At 72.8% G+C, this 17229-nt stretch carries 14 protein-coding genes and 1 pseudogene; 1 reads left to right on the top strand and 14 read right to left on the bottom strand.

Annotated elements, in window-relative coordinates; genetic code table 11:
* From MB828_RS41980 to MB828_RS41945, 8 genes and pseudogenes are all read right to left on the bottom strand, one after another.
* Nucleotides 1–1222, bottom strand: a pseudogene (locus MB828_RS41980) (hypothetical protein); the annotation flags it as partial.
* Nucleotides 1219–4023 carry a DEAD/DEAH box helicase gene (locus MB828_RS41975; protein WP_301652752.1) on the bottom strand — a complete coding sequence of 935 codons (2805 nt, stop codon included), beginning with the start codon at nt 4021–4023 and terminating at the stop codon, nt 1219–1221. The gene MB828_RS41975 and the pseudogene MB828_RS41980, both read right to left, overlap by 4 nt.
* A 96-nt stretch (nt 4024–4119) precedes the next feature.
* Nucleotides 4120–4701, bottom strand: a complete 582-nt coding sequence (locus tag MB828_RS41970; RefSeq protein ID WP_133026330.1) for a sugar kinase — start codon at nt 4699–4701, stop codon at nt 4120–4122.
* Nucleotides 4698–5843, bottom strand: a complete 1146-nt coding sequence (locus MB828_RS41965; RefSeq protein WP_133026331.1) for an ROK family glucokinase — start codon at nt 5841–5843, stop codon at nt 4698–4700. Before MB828_RS41965 ends, MB828_RS41970 begins: the two co-directional genes overlap by 4 nt.
* 87 nt (nt 5844–5930) lie before the next feature.
* Entirely contained in the window at nt 5931–6740 is an 810-nt protein-coding gene (locus tag MB828_RS41960; RefSeq protein ID WP_301652751.1) for an ATP-binding cassette domain-containing protein, read from the bottom strand.
* Complete coding sequence (locus MB828_RS41955) at nt 6737–7777, bottom strand: ABC transporter permease (protein ID WP_301652750.1); 1041 nt, start codon at nt 7775–7777, stop codon at nt 6737–6739. Before MB828_RS41955 ends, MB828_RS41960 begins: the two co-directional genes overlap by 4 nt.
* Nucleotides 7774–8778: a sugar ABC transporter substrate-binding protein gene (locus MB828_RS41950; protein ID WP_301652749.1), complete on the bottom strand. Its 1005-nt coding sequence runs from the start codon at nt 8776–8778 to the stop codon at nt 7774–7776. Before MB828_RS41950 ends, MB828_RS41955 begins: the two co-directional genes overlap by 4 nt.
* 198 nt (nt 8779–8976) lie before the next feature.
* Entirely contained in the window at nt 8977–9714 is a 738-nt protein-coding gene (locus MB828_RS41945) for a GntR family transcriptional regulator (protein ID WP_301652760.1), read from the bottom strand.
* 130 nt (nt 9715–9844) lie between these two features.
* On the opposite strand from MB828_RS41945, the gene MB828_RS41940 reads away from it, so the two are divergent.
* Nucleotides 9845–10855 (top strand): Gfo/Idh/MocA family protein, encoded by a 1011-nt coding sequence (locus MB828_RS41940; protein WP_301652748.1) that lies wholly within the window; start codon nt 9845–9847, stop codon nt 10853–10855.
* Nucleotides 10856–10865: 10 nt separating this feature from the next.
* Here the strand turns inward: MB828_RS41940 and MB828_RS41935 are convergent, their stop codons facing one another.
* The 6 genes from MB828_RS41935 to alc form a co-directional block, all read right to left on the bottom strand.
* Entirely contained in the window at nt 10866–12050 is a 1185-nt protein-coding gene (locus tag MB828_RS41935; protein WP_301652747.1) for a cytochrome P450 family protein, read from the bottom strand.
* Nucleotides 12051–12126: 76 nt separating this feature from the next.
* Nucleotides 12127–12789: a response regulator transcription factor gene (locus MB828_RS41930; RefSeq protein ID WP_301652746.1), complete on the bottom strand. Its 663-nt coding sequence runs from the start codon at nt 12787–12789 to the stop codon at nt 12127–12129.
* Between the two features lie 277 nt (nt 12790–13066).
* On the bottom strand, nt 13067–14317 hold the full coding sequence (locus MB828_RS41925; protein WP_301652745.1) for a sensor histidine kinase: 1251 nt from the start codon (nt 14315–14317) through the stop codon (nt 13067–13069).
* 356 nt (nt 14318–14673) lie between these two features.
* On the bottom strand, nt 14674–15069 hold the full coding sequence (locus MB828_RS41920; protein ID WP_133026338.1) for a ribonuclease: 396 nt from the start codon (nt 15067–15069) through the stop codon (nt 14674–14676).
* Between the two features lie 138 nt (nt 15070–15207).
* Complete coding sequence (locus tag MB828_RS41915; protein WP_133026339.1) at nt 15208–16020, bottom strand: AIM24 family protein; 813 nt, start codon at nt 16018–16020, stop codon at nt 15208–15210.
* A 44-nt stretch (nt 16021–16064) separates the two neighbouring features.
* Nucleotides 16065–17177, bottom strand: a complete 1113-nt coding sequence (gene alc, locus MB828_RS41910; RefSeq protein ID WP_301652744.1) for an allantoicase — start codon at nt 17175–17177, stop codon at nt 16065–16067.
* Nucleotides 17178–17229 lie beyond the last annotated feature (52 nt).

Here is a 17229-nt window from a genome sequence, read left to right as displayed (position 1 = left end):
GGACGGGGGCGGAAGCGGGTGCGGGGGTGGGAGGCGGAGTGGGGGCGGGAGGCGGAGTGGGGGTGGTGGCCGGCTTCGAGGTGTCGGAGCCGGACATGGCGGGCGCGGGCGGGGCATCGAGGGCCTGCCCGGGCGTGTGCCCGTGCTCGCCCTGGCCCTCGCTTCCGCCCGCGCCCGCGCCCTCGCCTTCACCTTCGCCCTCAGTGATCGCCTCCGGCTCGGTGCTCGGCATCCGGAACGCCGTTGCCAGGAACTGCTTCAGGTCGCGGGCGGTGCGCGTGCGCGCGGTGGCCGTCGCCGGGGGCGGTGCCGACTGCCGGCGGGTCACGCGGGCGGGAGTTCCCTCAGCTGCCTCCGCCGCGGCCTCTTCGGCCCGCCTGGCCTCCGCACGCGCCGCCCGCAACGCCTCGCGCGCGATGTCCCCAGGCCGCCCGGCCGGCCGGGCAGCGGCGGAGTCCCCCGGCTGGGCGGCGGCGTCGGCCCCCAGCCGGGCAGCGGTGGAAGTCCCCGGGCGAGCATCGGCATCTGCCCCCAGCGGGCCAGCGGCGGAGTTCCCCCGGCGGGCAGCGCCATCGGCCCCCAGCCGGGCAGCGGCGTCGGTCTCGGCGTCCGGTCCGGATTCCCGTCGCTCCGCCTCCTTCGCCGCGGCAGCCGCCGTCCGCAGCGCACGGCGCACGGCATCCCCCGGCCTGGGCTCCCGCGTCTCCGGCACGCCCAGGTCCGGCACGGCCGGCTCACGCAGGGCCGGGCCACGCACGCCGGAATCACGCACGCCGCGGTCACGCACATCGGGGTCACTCACGCCGGGATCAGGCACCCCGCGACCACGCACGCCGGAATCACGCACCCCGCCGTCACCCACGCCGGAATGACGCACCCCGCCGTCACCCACGCCGGAATCACGCACCCCGCGACCACCCACACCGGAATCACGCACCCCGCGACCACCCACACCGGAATCACGCACCCCACCGTCACCCACACCGGAATCACGCACCCCGCCGTCACCCACGCCGGGATCCGGCACCACGCCGTCACGCAACCCCCCGTCACGCACGTCGGGGTCACTCACGTCGCGGTCGCGTGCGGTCGGTCCGGGGGCAGGGGTGGTCTCCGGCTCGCCCGGGGTCGTTTCCTCGGTGCCGGTCTCCGCGGCGCGGCCCCGTGCCGCCCGAAGGGCTCGCCGGGCCGCGTCACCCGGTCGCTGTCCGTCCTCGGTCATGAGGTCCTCCGCAACGACACCAGGTCGGACAGCTCGCGGTCCGTCAGCTCGGTCAGGGCCGCCTCGCCGGTGCCCAGGATCGCGTCGGCGAGGGCCCGCTTGGACTCCAGCATCTCGGCGATGCGGTCCTCCACGGTGCCCTCGGTGACCAGGCGGTGGACCTGGACGGGCTGGGTCTGGCCGATGCGGTACGCGCGGTCCGTGGCCTGTTCCTCCACCGCCGGGTTCCACCAGCGGTCGAAGTGGACGACGTGGCCGGCGCGGGTGAGGTTGAGGCCGGTGCCGGCGGCCTTGAGGGACAGGACGAGCACCGGGGTCGCGCCGTCCTGGAAGCGGTCCACCATGCGCTCCCGCTCCGGTACCGGCGTGCCCCCGTGCAGCAGGTCGACCGGGACCGCGCGGGCCCGGAGGTGCGCGGTGATCAGGCGGGCCATGCCGACGTACTGGGTGAAGACCAGCGCCGAGCCGTCCTCGGCGAGCACGGTGTCCAGCAGTTCGTCGAGCAGGGCGAGCTTGCCGGAGCGGGCGGCGAGACCGTCGACGCGGACCTCCTCCTTCAGGTACAGCGCGGGATGGTCGCAGATCTGCTTCAGGGCGCCGAGGAGCTTGAGGACCAGGCCTCGGCGCGCGATCCCGTCGGCCGTCTCGATGGCGAGCAGCGACTCGCGGACCACCGCCTCGTAGAGCGCGGCCTGTTCGCGGGTGAGCGGCACCGGATGATCGGTCTCGGTCTTGGGCGGGAGTTCGGGGACGATCCCGGGGTCGGACTTCTTGCGGCGCAGCAGGAAGGGGCGGACGAGCCGGGCCAGGCGGGCCACGGCCTCGTCGTCCTCGCCGTTCTCCACGGCCCGCGCGTGCCGGGCGCGGAAGGACTTCAGCGGGCCCAGGAGTCCGGGCGTGGTCCAGTCGAGCAGGGCCCAGAGTTCGGAGAGGTTGTTCTCCACGGGGGTGCCGGTGAGGGCCACCCGCGCGGGGGACGGGATGGTGCGCAGCGCCTTGGCGGTGGCCGAGTAGGGGTTCTTGACGTGCTGGGCCTCGTCGGCGACGACCATGCCCCAGGCCTGTTCGGCGAGGCGGTTCGCGGTGGCCCGCATGGTGCCGTAGGTGGTGAGGACGAAGCCGCCGTCGAGGCCGTCCAGGCTGCGGTCGGGGCCGTGGAAGCGGCGGACCGGGACACCGGGGGCGAACCGGGCGATCTCCCGCTGCCAGTTGCCGAGCAGCGAGGCCGGGCAGACCACCAGCGTCGGTTCGGTGCGGGCCCGCTTCAGGTGCAGGGCGATGACGGTGATCGTCTTGCCGAGGCCCATGTCGTCGGCGAGGCAGCCGCCGAGACCGAGGGAGGTCATCAGGTCGAGCCAGGCCAGGCCGCGGAGCTGGTAGTCGCGCAGGGTGGCGTGCAGGCCGGCGGGCGGTTCGGCGGGCCGGAGACCTGCCGTGAGGCGGTCGCGCAGGGCCGCGAGGACGCCGACGGGGACCGCCTCGACGATCTCGCCGTCCACCTCGGCCTCGCCGGTGAGCGCCACGGACAGCGCGTCGACCGGGTCGAGCAGGCCCAGTTCGCGTTTGCGGGCCTTGCGGACGAGCGCCGGGTCGACGAGCACCCAGCGGTCCCGCAGGCGCACGACGGGACGGTGGGCCTCCGCGAGGGCGTCCATCTCCGCCTCGCTGAGCGGGTCTCCACCGAGCGCCAGCTGCCAGCGGAACTGGAGGAGTTCCTCACCCTCGAAGAAGCCGGTGCCGTCGGTCGCGGAGCCGGGGGCCGCCCGGACCACGGCGGCGGCGGTCAGGTCCTGGGCCAGGTCCCGGGGCCAGTGCACGGCGACCCCGGCCGCCGCGAGCCGGGTCGCCGCCACGCCCAGGAGCTCGCCCAGTTCGTCCTCGGAGACCGCGAGCACGTCGGGCACGTCCTGCTCCGCCAGCCGGTCCAGCGGCGGCCACACCCGCGCGGCCCGGCGCACCGCCAGCGCCGCGTCCACGCGGGCGCGGGGGCCGAAGGCCGCGTCGGAGCGGCCGGCCCACAGCGCGGCCGCGTCGGTCACCAGGGTCGGATCGGCCAGGCTGTGCACCTGGACGATCGCCGCGCCCGCGCGGTGGGCTCCCTCGCCGTCGTCGAACAGGTCGGAGGCCGACAGGTCCAGGCGCAGTGAGATCCGCACTCCGGCGTCCATGCCGGCGGCGACCTCCGCGGCCCATTCGTGGGCGTCGGGCAGCCGCTGGGGCTCGCGCGCGGCGAACGGGCGGCCCGAGGTGTGGGGTGCGGCCGGGGTGCGGGGCAGGGTGTCGGCGACCGCGTCCAGGAAGGAGCGGATCAGCGCCTCCGGCTGGGGCAGCGTGAGCGGGCCGGGGCCGGGCAGCGGGACGGCGTGGCCGTCGGCGGGCATTGCGGCGGCCACCGCCCGCAGGTGGGCGATGTCGGCGGGCTCCAGGGGGCCGGCCCGCCAGGCGTCATGGCCGGCCGGGGTGAGTCCGGGCAGCAGGCGGCCTCGGGCGGCGAGCCGCAGCGCGTGCTGGGCGGCGGCGCCCCAGCAGGCGGTGGCGGGGTGGGCGGCCGGGTCGCGGCGGGCCCGGACGAGCAGCGGCAGTGCCTCGCCGACGGGCAGGGTGAGCGCGGGCACCTGCCTGCGGCGGACGCCGGCGCCGTGCCGTCGTACGACGGTCAGTTCCTCGCTCTGCCGGGGCAGCGGGCCGCCCTCGGGGTCCCAGAAGGCGATGCGGCCGTGGCGGGGGAGGTCGGCGGGCAGGTAGACCGCCGCCAGGCGCGCGGGCACGTCCTCGTGCGTCGCGGAAACCGTGCCGTTCATACGTTCTGCCACCTCCCGCCCGTGTGCCCGATCAGATGTCTTCGACTGTACGGGCGGGGTCTGACAATCGGCTCCGGCGACCGGGCGGCCCCGCCGTCACGGCACGGTGCGCGAGACGACGTAGATCATCGGGAACTCGGGGTCGGCCGTGTTCACCACCACGTCCTGGGTGGGCGCCGGGTTCTTCTGGGCGTGGGTGAGGCCCGACCAGGTGCCGGTGGCGGTGAACCGCCAGCCGGTGATCTTCTGGTCCCGGGTGCTGATGCTGATGTCGTTCTTCTTCAGCGCGTCCCGGTTGACGCCCATGCCCTCCAGGAAGCTGTCCAGCCCGGCGCTGTTGGTGCGGAACTGGACGTAGAGCCGGCTGGTCTTCCAGTTGTTCGTCTCGTAGTACGCGATGCTGTCGGCGGGGTGCGGGACCGGTACCTGGTAGAGGCGGCGCTGCACCTTCGAGGGCCAGCCCGCGGTGAGGCCGGTCGCCGAGTACTTGGACTCCTTGTCCTTGCCGCTGTTGCGGCTCTGGTTGGCGGAGATCATCAGATAGCCCGCCGGTACGCCGATGAGCAGCACGATGATGAGCAGGGTGAGTGCCCGGCGCCGGGCCTTGTGGCCCGGGGTCTCCGGCGGGCGGTCCGGTTCGTCCGGGGGCGCGGCCTGGCGGGGCAGCGAAGCGGTCATGCGGTGTCCCGGGTACGGCGGGCCTCCGCGTACCGCTCGTAGCGTTCGTAGCGCTCCACCCGGCGCCGGTTGGCGCGCCGGAACCGGCGGGCGACCAGGCGGGCCAGGTCGGCGGCGCCGACCATGCCGGCCTCGGGGCCCAGCTGGGCACGGGCGATGCGGGCCTCGGGGCGGTAGCCGCGGCCGGTCAGCTGGCGCTTGAACGCGTCCCGCGCGGGGCCGATCAGCAGGTCGTCGGCGGCGCTGACGCCGCCGCCGATCACGAAGCAGGACGGGTCGAGGGCGGCGGCGAGGTTGGCGATGCCGACGCCGAGCCACTGGCCGATGTCCTGGAGCAGCTCGATGCACATGGCGTCGCCCTCGCGGGCCAGCTCGGTGATCATCGGGCCGGTGATGTCGTCGACGTTGCCCTTGACGTGCTCGATGATCCCGTAGGCCACCGGGGAGTCGGCCACCGCCAGTTCCTTGGCCTCGCGGACCAGCGCGTTGCCCGAGCTGTACTGCTCCCAGCAGCCGCGGTTGCCGCACGGGCAGCGGTGGCCGCCGGGCACGACCTGCATATGGCCGAACTCGCCGGCCACGCCGTACTTGCCGCGCTTGACCTGGCCGTCCTCCAGGATCGCGCCGCCGATGCCGGTGCCGAGCGTGATCATGACGAGGTGGTCCTCGCCGCGGCCCGCCCCGAAGCGCCACTCGGCCCAGGCGGCGGTGTTGGCGTCGTTGTCCACGAGGACGGGGACCGCGAGGCGGCCGGCGATACGGTCGCGCAGCGGTTCGTTGCGCCAGGACAGGTGGGGGGCGAACAGCACGCGGTTGCGGTCGGCGTCGACCCAGCCGGCCGCGCCGATGCCCACCGCGTGCACGTCGTGCCGGTCGGAGAGGTCCAGGACCAGCTCGACGATGGTGTCCTCGACGACCTTCGGGCTCTTGGACTTGTCCGGGGTCTCCGTGCGGAGCTTCTCCAGGATGTTGCCGTCGGCGTCCACGACGCCCGCCATGACCTTGGTGCCGCCGATGTCGATGCCGACGGTGGGGACCCTGGGGGCCGTCAGGTGTGACCGGCGTTCCCTGGTGCCGACGGTCCGCAGGACCGGGGCTCGGCGGGAGCCGATGGGGGCGGTGAGGTCGCGGTAGGTGCTCATCGGGCTCGATTGTGCCTCACTGACAGGGACAGTGCCGTTCGGGGGAGATAAGGAAGAGGTGCGTCGCCGGGTGCGGGCCCGTGGCGGCTAGTCGCGCTCTTCCCCGCGCCAGTCGCGCTCTTCCCCGCGCCCCTGGCCGCGTTGCAGTTCGTGGCGCAGCGAGTCCAGGTCGCTGCCGCCTGCCATCTGCTGGGTCAGTTCGTCCAGCGTCACCGAGTCACGGTCGTAGCTGCCCGCCATCGTGCCCCGTCTCAGCAGCACGAACCTGTCCCCCACCAGGTGCGCGTGGTGCGGGTTGTGGGTGATCAACACAACACCCAGGCCCCGGTCCCGTGCCGCCGCCACGTATTTCAGGACCACACCCGACTGCTTCACGCCCAGTGCCGCCGTCGGCTCGTCCAGGATCAGGACCTTCGCGCCGAAGTACACGGCTCTCGCGATGGCCACGCACTGGCGTTCGCCGCCCGACAGGGTGCCGATCGGCTGGTCGACGTCGCGGAGGTCGATGCCCATGCGGAGGAGTTCCGCGTGGGTGGTGCGGCGCATGAAGTCGACGTCCAGGCGTTTGAGCAGGCCCGTGCGGGGCTCCGAGCCGAGGAAGAAGTTGCGCCACACCGGCATCAGCGGGACCACCGCCAGGTCCTGGTGGACGGTGGCGATCCCGCGGTCCAGGGCCTCGCGCGGGGAGGTCAGGACGGTCTCCTCCCCCTCGATGTCCAGGGTGCCGCCGTCATGCCGGTGCAGGCCCGCGATGATCTTGATGAGGGTGGACTTGCCGGCCCCGTTGTCGCCCAGGACGCAGGTGATCTGGCCCGCGTGGACCTCCAGGGAGACCCCTTCCAGGGCGCGGACGGTGCCGTAGTGCTTGCTGACGTCGGTCAGCCGGACGAGGGTCATGCGGCGGCCTCCGCGCGCTTGCGGACCCAGGTGTTGAGCAGGGTCGCGAGGAGCAGCATCGCTCCGAGGAAGAACTTGAACCAGTCGGGGTTCCATTCGGCGAAGACGATGCCCTTGCTGGTCATGCCGAACAGGAGCGCGCCGACCGCCGATCCGACCGCGCTGCCGTGGCCGCCGGTGATCAGGCAGCCGCCGATGACGGCCGCGATGATGTAGATCAGCTCGTTGCCGACGCCCTCGCCGGACTGGACGGCGTCGTACGAGAAGAGCAGGTGCTGGCCGGAGATCCAGGCGCCGAACGCCACGCCCATGTAGAGGCCGATCTTGGTTCCGGTGACGGGGACGCCGACCGCGCGGGCCGCGTCCTCGTTGCCGCCGACGGCGAAGATCCAGTTGCCCGCACGGGTGCGCAGCAGGATCCAGGAGGCGATCGCGACCAGGGCGAGCCACCAGATGATCGTGATCTTGAAGTCGACGCCCCCGACGGTCAGGGTCGAGGCGAAGACCGCGTGGGCGGACGGGAAGCCCTCCATGTCGGCGATCGTCTTGGTGGAGACCGTGCCGTCGATCAGTTTGGTGAGGCCCAGGTTCATGCCGGTGAGCATCAGGAAGGTGCCGAGGGTGACGATGAAGCTGGGCAGCCTGGTGCGGGTCAGCACGAAGCCGTTGGCGGCGCCGACGGCGAGGGTCACCAGGAGCGAGACGCCCACACCGACCCAGGTGTCGGCGGTCATCTGGTAGCTGAACATGGAGGAGACCAGCGCGGACGACGTCACCAGGACGCCCGCCGAGAGGTCGAACTCGCCGCCGATCATCAGCAGCGCCACCGGGACGGCCATGATGCCGATCGTCGAGGAGGCGTAGAGGACCGTGCCGAGGCTGCTCGCGCGGAGGAAACCGTCGGCGGCGACGGCGAAGAAGAGGAAGACGGCGAGGGCGCCGACGACCGAGCCGAACTCGGGACGGGTGAGGAGTCTCCGCAGCGGAGACGTCCGCAGAATCCTTTCATCAAACGTTTTGTCCAGCGTGGCGCTCATCGGGTGCCTCGCTCGGTGTACTCGGCCAGCGTGGCCGCCTGGCTCTTGGTGACGATCTGCGGGCCGGTCAGCACCGGCCGGCCGCCGCCGAGCACGTCGCCGTTGTACTTGTAGAGCCACAGCAGGTCGACCGCCTGGTAGCCCTGGAGGTACGGCTGCTGGTCCACGGCGAAGCCGAGGGTGCCGTCGGCCAGTTCGGCGGCGACCTTCGCGTTGAGGTCGAAGGTGTCGACCTCGGCCCTGCTGCCCGCGTCCGTCCTCGCCTGCACGGCGGTGTCGGCGTATGGCGCGCCCAGGGTGACGACCGCGTCGATCGACTTGTCGGCCTGGAGCTTCGCCTCGATCGAGGACTGCACGTCGGGCATGCTCGTGCCGTTGACGTACAGGTTCTCGACCGTGCCGGCGAAGTTCTCCGCCACGCCCGCGCAGCGCTGCTCATGACCGACGTTGCCCTGCTCGTGCAGCACGCACAGGACCTTCCTCCTGCCCCGGTCGGTCAGCTCGTCGCCGACCGCCTGACCCGCGACCGTCTCGTCCTGGCCGATGTGCGCGAGCGCGCCGAACGCCTTGGACTCCCCGGAGCCGGAGTTCACGGTGATCACCGGGATGCCGGCCTTCTCGGCACGGGCCACGGCCGCCTTGAGGGCGTCCGGCTTGGCGAGGGTGACGATGATCCCGTCGACCTTCTTGTCGACCGCCGCGTCCACGAGCTGCGCCTGCTGCTGGGCCTCGTCGTCGTGCGAGTAGAGAAAGTTGATGTTGTCCTTGCGGGCGGCCTGCTTCGCACCGCTCTGCACGATGTCCCAGAAGGTGTCGCCGTCCCCCGAGTGAGTGATCATCGCGAAGGTCCAGCGGGGCGTGTCCACCGCCGCCCTCCCCTGGGCCGCCGCCGCGTTCCGGGCGTCCTCCGCCCGCTTGCCGCCGGTACTGCTGCACCCCGCGAGGGAGACGCCCAGCGCCCCCGCCACCGCGATGCCCACCCAGATCCGAAACCGTGCCACGAGGCCGTGCCCTTCTTGCTGTGCTCATACGTGCGAGAGGGGCGGACGAACTCACCGTGGGTGACCACCGACGGCGACCTCGCCTGCCCCAAAAGCCTCAGTATCGAACATGGGGTACACACCTGACAGCGGCGGGGGCACTCCACCGTCTCATTGTCCGGACATTACGACCAACTGCGGTCGGCGATCGGGGACCGCTCAGGACCGTACGAGCAGCTGGAACTCGAAGGAGTAGCGGGACGGGCGGTAGATGTGGTCACCGAACTCGACGGCGCGGCCGGTGTCGTCGTAGGTGGTGCGCTGCATGGTGAGCAGCGGGGCACCCTCCGGCTCGGCGAGCCGCTCGCCCTCCAGGGCGGTGGCGCCACGCGCCCCGATGGACTGGCGGGCGCTGTGCAGGGTGATCCCGGCGGTCCGCATGAGCCGGTACAGGCCGGTCGCCTCCAGCTGCCCGGTGTCCAGGTCGAGCAGGCCGGGCGGCAGGTAGTTGGTGAGGTACGCCATCGGCTCGCCGTGCGCCAGCCGCAGCCGTTCGATCCGGTGCACCTCGGTGCCCTCGGCGACCCCGAGCGCCGCCGCGACCTCGGCGGACGCCGACATGACGGTGTTGACCAGCACCTGCGTGGCGGGGCGCTGACCGGCCGACTCCAGGTCGTCGTAGAGGCTGCTGAGCTCCAGGGGGCGTTTGACCTGGCTGTGCACGACCTGGGTGCCGACGCCCCGGCGCCGGACCAGGAGGCCCTTGTCGACGAGGGACTGGATGGCCTGACGGACGGTCGGGCGGGACAGGCCGAGCCGTGCGGCCAGCTCGATCTCGTTGCCCAGCAGGCTGCCGGGGGTGAGTGAGCCGTGCTCGATGGCCGCCTCCAGCTGCTGGGCCAGCTGGAAGTACAACGGCACCGGGGAGCTACGGTCCACACTGAGGTCGAGCGGCACGGTCGGGTCCACATCTGGTTTCGGCACGGGCCCGAGCGTATCCCCGTGACGGGTTGACGGGAAGTTGTGTAGTTCGATTGTCCGGACATACGGATTGACAGCGCCCGGGGTGCACCAGCACCTTGTTCCCATGCGCATCGGGATCATCGGTACGGGTCGCATCGGCGCGATCCACGCGAACACGCTCAGCCGCAATCGCGAGGTCGGATCGCTGATCCTCACGGACGTGGATCCGGCACGGGCACAGGATCTGGCGCACCGCCTCGGGGAGACGGCGGCTCCCGGGACCGACGAGATCTTCACGTGGGGTGTGGACGCCGTCGTGATCACCACGGCGACGTCGGCCCACGCCGAACTGATCGGCCGGGCCGCACGCTCCGGGCTCCCGGTCTTCTGCGAGAAGCCGATCGCCCTCGACCTGCCGGGCACCCTGCACGCCCTCGCCGAGGTCGAGCGGGCCGGGACGGTCCTGCAGATGGGCTTCCAGCGGCGCTTCGACGCCGGGTACGCGGGCGCCCGGGACGCGGTGCGCTCGGGCCGGCTGGGACGCCTGCACACCGTACGGGCGCTGACCTCCGACCAGTCGCCGCCCCCGCCGGAGTGGCTGCCGCTGTCGGGCGGGCTGTTCCGGGACACCCTGATCCACGACTTCGACGTGCTGCGCTGGGTGACAGGACGTGAGGTCGTCGACGTGTACGCGACCGGTTCGGACCGGGGGCCCGCGATGTTCCGCGAGGCCGGGGACGTGGACACCGGCGCGGCACTGCTCACCCTGGACGACGGCACGCTCGCCACGGCCACCGCGGCCCGGCTGAACGGCGCCGGGTACGACGTGCGGATGGAGCTGGCCGGGGAGCGGGACACCGTCGTGGTCGGGCTGGACGACCGTACGCCGGTGGCCTCCACCGAGCCGACCGGGCCGCCGCCCGCGGACAAGCCGTGGCCGGGCTTCCTGGAGCGGTTCGGGCCCGCCTACGAGGCCGAACTGTCCGCCTTCGTCGAGGTGGTGCGCGGCACGCTGGCCAACCCCTGCGACGGGCGCGAGGCGTTGCACGCGCTGCGGATCGCGGAGGCCTGCGAGGTGTCCCGGCGCGAGCGAAGACCAGTGGCGCTCGCGGAGATCCCGGACCGGCTCGGCTGACCGCCGCCGGCTACCAGCGGACGGGGAGCCGCCGCACCCCCCTCATCAGCGTCCCGGGCAGCCACTCCCCCGGCTGCCCGTCCAGCGCCAGGTCCGGGGCCCGCTCCAGCAGGGAGCGCAGGGCGATCCGGCCCTCCAGACGGGCCAGGGGCGCACCCAGGCAGTAGTGGATGCCGTGGCCGAAGGCGAGGTGGCCGCGGTTGTCACGGCGGATGTCGAAACGGTCGGGCTCGGGGTAGCGGGCGCCGTCCCGGTCGGCGGCGGTCAGACCGATCATCACCGGGTCGCCCTCGGCGATGGCCGCGCCGGCGATCTCCAGGGGCGCGGCGGCGTACCGGTACGTCGCGTTCTCCACCGGGCCCTCCCAGCGCAGGATCTCCTCGACCGCGCCGTCCAGCAGGGCCATGTCGGCGCGCAGGGCGGCGAGCTGGTCCGGGTGGGCGAGCAGGGCGAGGACGCCGTTGCCGATCAGGTTGACGGTGGTCTCGTGGCCCGCGATCAGCAACACGTAGGCCATGCCGCGCAGTTCGCCGACGGAGAGCCGGTCGCCGTCCTCGGCGGTGGTGCGCAGCAGGTCGCTCAGCAGGTCCCCGCTCGGGCCCGCGCACCGCTTGTCCTCGATGAGCTCCGCCAGGTAGTCGGCGAGCGCGACGAACGCGTCGTACTCGCTGCCCGGACGGCTGGAGGTGATCGCCTCGTTGGAGAGCTTGCGGAACCGGGCGCGGTCGAGTTCGGGGACGCCGAGCAGTTCGCTGATCACCGTGATGGGCAGCGGGTAGGCGAGGGCGTCGATGAGGTCGGCACGGCGGCGCGGCAGCATCTCGTCGAGCAGGCGGTCGGTGATCTCCTGGATCCTCGGCTCCAGTCCCGCCACCCGGCGGGCGGTGAACGCGCGGGTGACGAGCCCGCGCAGTCTGGTGTGCTGGGGCGGGTCGGCGGCCAGCAGGTGCTTGCCGATCAGCTCCTCGTCGAGGAAGGTGAACCCGGTTTTCGCGGTGTCCTTGGCGAGCGCCGGGTCGGCCAGCGCCGCGCGCGCCTCCTCGTACCCGACGACCAGCCAGGTCTCGTGGTACTGGCCCTCCGGCAGCGGCCACCGGACCCGGTGCACCGGGCCGCGCTCGCGCAGGTGCGCGTACACCGTGTGCGGATCGGTGCGCAGACTCTCGCCGTACTCGCCGAGATCGGTCACCTGCATGCCGTCACTCCCCCTTCAGGCGGTCCCCGAGGCCGTCCCGTACCAGGAGAACGCACGGGCCTCCCGGTTGGTGCCCCTACTCCTCCAGCAGCCCCGCGTCGTACGCCAGCAGGGCGATCTGCACGCGGTTGTTGAGGCCGAGCTTGGCCAGGATGCGCGAGACGTGGGTCTTGACGGTGGCGACGCTCATGAACAGGCCAGTGGCGATCTCGGCGTTGGCGAGGCCCCGGCCGACCGCGACGGCGACCTCGCGCTCGCGGTCGTTGAGGGCGGCGAGCCGGGTCCGCGCGCGTGTCCGGCGGGTGTCGGCCCCGGTTCCGGCCGCGTGCCGCATCAGCTGCCGGGTGACGGCGGGCGACAGCACGGGGTCACCGGCCGCGACCCGGCGCACCGCGTCGACGATCCGGTCGGGCGGGGTGTCCTTGAGGACGAACCCGGCGGCTCCCGCGCGCAGGGCGTGCAGCACCTGTTCGTCCGCGTGGAAGGTGGTCAGGACGATCACCTGCGGGGCGTCGGCGCGGGCGCGCAGCAGCTCGGTGGCGGTGAGCCCGTCCACGGCCGGCATCCGGATGTCCATCAGGACGACGTCCGGCCGGGTGCGGTCGACCAGCGCCCCGACCTCGCCGCCGTCGGCTGCCTCCCCGACGATCTCGATGCCCTCGGCCCCGCCGATCATGAGGGCCAGCCCCGCCCGCACCAGCGGGTCGTCGTCCACGAGCAGCAGTCTGATGGGCGTCATGACACCTACGTAATCACGCGGGTACGACAGCACGGCGCGCAGGGCGGCACGGGCACACGGCGGCACATGGGCTCGCTCGGCGGCACAGGCCTGGCTCAGCGGCCCCCGGGCTCGCATGCACGGGCCGGCTCCACGGCACCCGGGCTCGCACAGCAGCACACGCCGGCTCCCGGCACACGGGGTCGACACAGCAGCACACGCCGGCTCCACGGCACACGGGGTCGACACAGCGGCACACGCCTGCTCCACGGCACCCGGGCTCGCTCGGCCGGCCCGGTCAGGCTGTGGGCCAGGGCAGCCAGGCCCGGACCTCGAAGCCGCCGGTGCCGGTGACCCGGTGCTCCAGCCGTCCGCCGGCCAGCGTCGCCCGTTCGGTGAGGCCGATCAGGCCCTGGCCGGAGCCGGGGACGGGCGGTGCCTCGGCCTCGGGGGCGGGGTTGTGCACGGTGATGTCCAGGCCGTCGCCGGGGGCGCCGGTGACACGGACGGTGACCTCGGCGCCGGGGGCGTGCTTACGGGCGTTGGTGAGGCCCTCCTGGGCGATGCGGTAGGCGGTGCGGCCGACGGAAGCGGGCACGGCCGTCGGGTCGTCCACGTGGTGGTCCAGGGTGATCTTCATGCCGGCCTGGCGGGACTCGGTGACGAGCGCGGCCAGGGCGGCGAGCGTGGGCTGCGGCCGGCCGCCCGCCTCGTCGCCGTCGGCCGCGCGCAGCACCCCGATGATCTCGCGCAGGTCCTGAAGGGCCTCGTGGGAGCTCTCCCGGATCACTCCGGCCGCCCTGGCGATCTCCTCGCGGGGCGCGTCGGGCCGGAACTCCAGGGCGCCGGCGTGAACGCTGAGCAGGGTGAGCCGGTGGGCGAGGACGTCGTGCATCTCGCGCGCGATGGCCTCCCGGGCCAGCCGCTGGGCCCGCTCGGCGCGCAGCCCGGCCTCGGTCTCGGCGCGCCGCGCCCGGTCCCGCAGGGTGAGCACGAGCTGCCGTTTGGTGCGGACGAACATGCCGAGGCAGGCCACCAGCAGGGTCAGCAGCGAGGCGAGCACGACGACCACCAGGTAGGGCAGGTCGGGGTCGGGCCGCAGCCAGTAGAAGAGCGGGACCAGTGCGAGGTTGACGGCGGTGATCCAGGCCAGGTGCCGGAACGGGCGGTGCACGGCCAGCGTGAACAGGGCGACCATGGACGCGCCGCCCGCGGTGGCGGAGACGAAGGTGACCGGGATCATCGCCAGGGCCAGCCCCAGGGGCCGGCGGCGGCGCAGCCAGACCGCGGCGCAGGCGAGGCCGCCGATCAGCTGGTCGGCGACGGCGAGGGCGTGCGGGAGGCCCGTCTCGTGCCGGACGGTGTTCGCGCCGGCCGCGCCCAGGAGGACGGCCAGCAGGAAGCAGCTGAAGTCGACGAGCCAGTCCCGCGCGGTACGGCGCGGGCGCCGTCCGGCGGCGTCGGGATCGGGGTCGAGCTCATGGAGGACGGAGGACGGGAAGAGCCATCGCCTGCCCTCGAACGTCCGTACTGGAATGTCACCGCTCACGGTCGGCAAATCTACGCAGGCCCGGTCCCCGGGACCGCCTGTCGCGCGGGATCGTCGACCAAAGTCGTCGTCGTGTGGACTTTCGGTGAGCCGGGCGGACGTGGGCGCCGTCTTCCGGCGGCCACGACTCGCCCCGCGGCCGATGGCATGGGGGGAGGCCGCGGGGCGAGGGTCGTACCGTGGGACAACTGCTGGCACTGCTCTCGACGGCTGCGTCGAGTACGCGAGGGCTCTGGTCGTGCCGGCCCGCGCGCCGATCGCCGTCCACGGAGAGCCGGAGGTCCGGCTGAACGCGGACCGGACCTCCGGCTGGTCGCGCCGTTCCTGGGGGTCGGCCGGTCGGTTCGGTCTGCGTCTCAGCAGCCGAAGTCGATCAGGTCGAACGTGACGTAGTGGTCCGCCGTGTAGTAGTCCTCGTCGGTCTCCTCGCCCGTCACGATGCGTCGTGCGCCGCGCGTGGAGGAGCCGGGGGTCTTCACGGTGTACTCGTGGTAGTACCCGCTGGGCTGGCTCGGCAGGACGCCCTCCGAGTTACGGAAGACGGTGCCGTCCTGCGAGTACGGGAACGGGCCGCCCGACGCGATCAGGTCGAGCGTGTCGTACGCCTGCGACGGCAGGTCGCTGTAGCAGATGCTGCCGACGGAGGTGGCGGCGGCGTCCGCCGTGGTGGCGGTGACGGCGCCGCCGACGACGAGCGCGGACAAGAGTGCGCCCGCGACGCCGATGCGGGTGATTCGTGGGGGGAATCTCATGGCTCCATGATGACGCGCGTAGACAGTGGCATGTCAATGACAAGCCTGAAGATTTTCCCGCCAAGTCCCTTTCGTTTTCAGGGAGTTAACTTGCGACTGGGCGTTCCGCGCCTGCTGCCGGAACGTCGTCGGCAGGGGTCATCCCGCGTGCGTCGAGAACAGTCCGCCGGTCGGGCCCTGCTTGTCGCCGCCCTGGGCCTTCTTCAGGGCGTTGGCGAGGCCCTCGATGGTGAGGGACTGGAGGATCACCCGGCCGTTGCCCTCCAGGGTGGCCAGGGAGAGCCCCTCACCGCCGAAGACGGCGTTCATCAGGCCCTGGCGGTTGAGGCCGCCGACGCGCTGGACGCCGTACTGGATGCCCTCCTCGAAGGCGACGACACAGCCCGTGTCGACCTCGATACGGCCGCCGAAGTCGGCGGGGTTGAGGTCGATGAAGTTGCCCGCGCCGGCGATGATCACCGTGCCGCGGCCGGTGAACTTCTCCAGTACGAAGCCCTCGCCGCCGCTCATGCCGGTGCGGCCGCCGGCGAAGGCGATGCCGAACTCGACGCTGGACTCGGCGGCGACGAAGGCGTCCTTCTCCGCGAACCACGCGCGCGTGCCGTCGAGTTCCAGCGCGCGCATCTCGCCGGGGAGCACGCCCGCGAAGCCGACGGTGCCCTCGCCGCCCTGGGAGGTGAAGTACTGGAACGCCAGGGACTCACCGGCGAGCATGCGCTGGCCGACCTGCATGGCGGTGCCCATGGCCTGGCGGAGCATGCCGCCCATGCCGCCGCCACCGCCCTGCGGCTGGCCGCCGTTGCCCGACGGGCCGCTCAGCCGCGTCTCCATGGTCACGTTCGTCGTCTTGAACAGGAACTTGCCGGCCTCGCAGTAGACGGTCTGGCCGGGGTGCAGGTTGACGACCGCCATCTGCATGGCGTTGCCGACGATCTCTTGCTGAAGGGTCACGGGTGAAGAACGTAGCCGACGGCCCGCCGGTTCCCTCCGGCCGGTCAGGACAGTTCGCGGTACCCGACGGCGAGCACCGCAGCCCCGGCCTCCGTCGGCGAGCCGAACAACCGCAGCCGCGAGATCCCGCCGTCCGGGAAGATGTCCACGCGCGCGTGCGTGCCGACGGCGGGAGAGGCGAGTACGAACCGGTGGTTCGTGTCGGGCTGGAGCCGGGTGCGCGGGAGGATCTCCGTCCAGGCGCCGTCCTCGCCGTCCCGCACCGACACCGAGGCCCAGCCCGCGCTGTTGCCCTTCAGGTAGGCCGTGTCGATCTCCAGCGCACGGATCTGGGACTGGGTCACCAACCGGTAGCGGATCCAGTCGTGGCCCTGGTCGCGGCGGCGGCGTGTCTCCCAGCCGTCGTCCATCTTGCGGGAGCGGCCCGGCTGGATGGTGTTGGTGGCCGGTGAGTAGAAGAGGTTCGAGGCGTCCTCGACCCGGCCGCCGTTCTCCAGCGCGGCCACGTCGAAGGTGCCGAGCGCGGCCAGCCACCCGGGGTCCGGCACGACGTCGCCGTACACGCGCAGGCGCGCGATGCCGCCGTCCGGGTGCTGGTTGACGCGCAGGTGCGTGAAGCGCTGTTCGACGGAGACCGCGAAGCCGTTCGCCGCGTGGCCGCCGACGGGGGTGCGGGGGACGAGCGTGGTCCACTTCACGTCGTCGCCGAGGAGTTCCGCGGGGGACGGCGCACCGGCCACCGACGTGCCCTCGACCGACACCGCCTGCGGGTAGTTCCCGCGGAAGTGGGCCGTGTCGACGACGATCCCGCGGACCACGCCGGGGGCACCGAGGCGTACCAGCGCCCAGTCGTGGTCCTCGGCCGCCGGCCAGGGGTGCTCGGCCGAGACACCGCGCCGGCGGCGGGTCTCCCAGCCGTCCATGACCTTGCCCTTGTGCCCGAAGTGCTCGGGGTCGAACTCGGCCCGCCCGGCCACCAGCAGGTTCTCCCGCTGGGCGAAGAACTCGTCGTTGGCGGCGACGACCCCGGCGCCGAGCCGCCGGTCGGCGAGGTCGACGTACTGCGTGAAGGGGAAGTCGGCGGTGCGGTAGTCCGCGTACGGGTCGCCGCCGGAGTAGGGGTGCGCGTCGCCGGTGAAGGTCGGGATCGCCGTCAAAGAAGGTCTTCCTTTCGGGTGTCGGCCGGTGCGGGTGCGGATGACAGGTGGA

The organism is Streptomyces arenae (assembly GCF_022343545.1).
Classification (GTDB): domain Bacteria; phylum Actinomycetota; class Actinomycetes; order Streptomycetales; family Streptomycetaceae; genus Streptomyces; species Streptomyces humi.
Note: the sequence above shows the minus strand (reverse complement) of the source record. Positions and strands in the feature narration are given on the sequence as shown.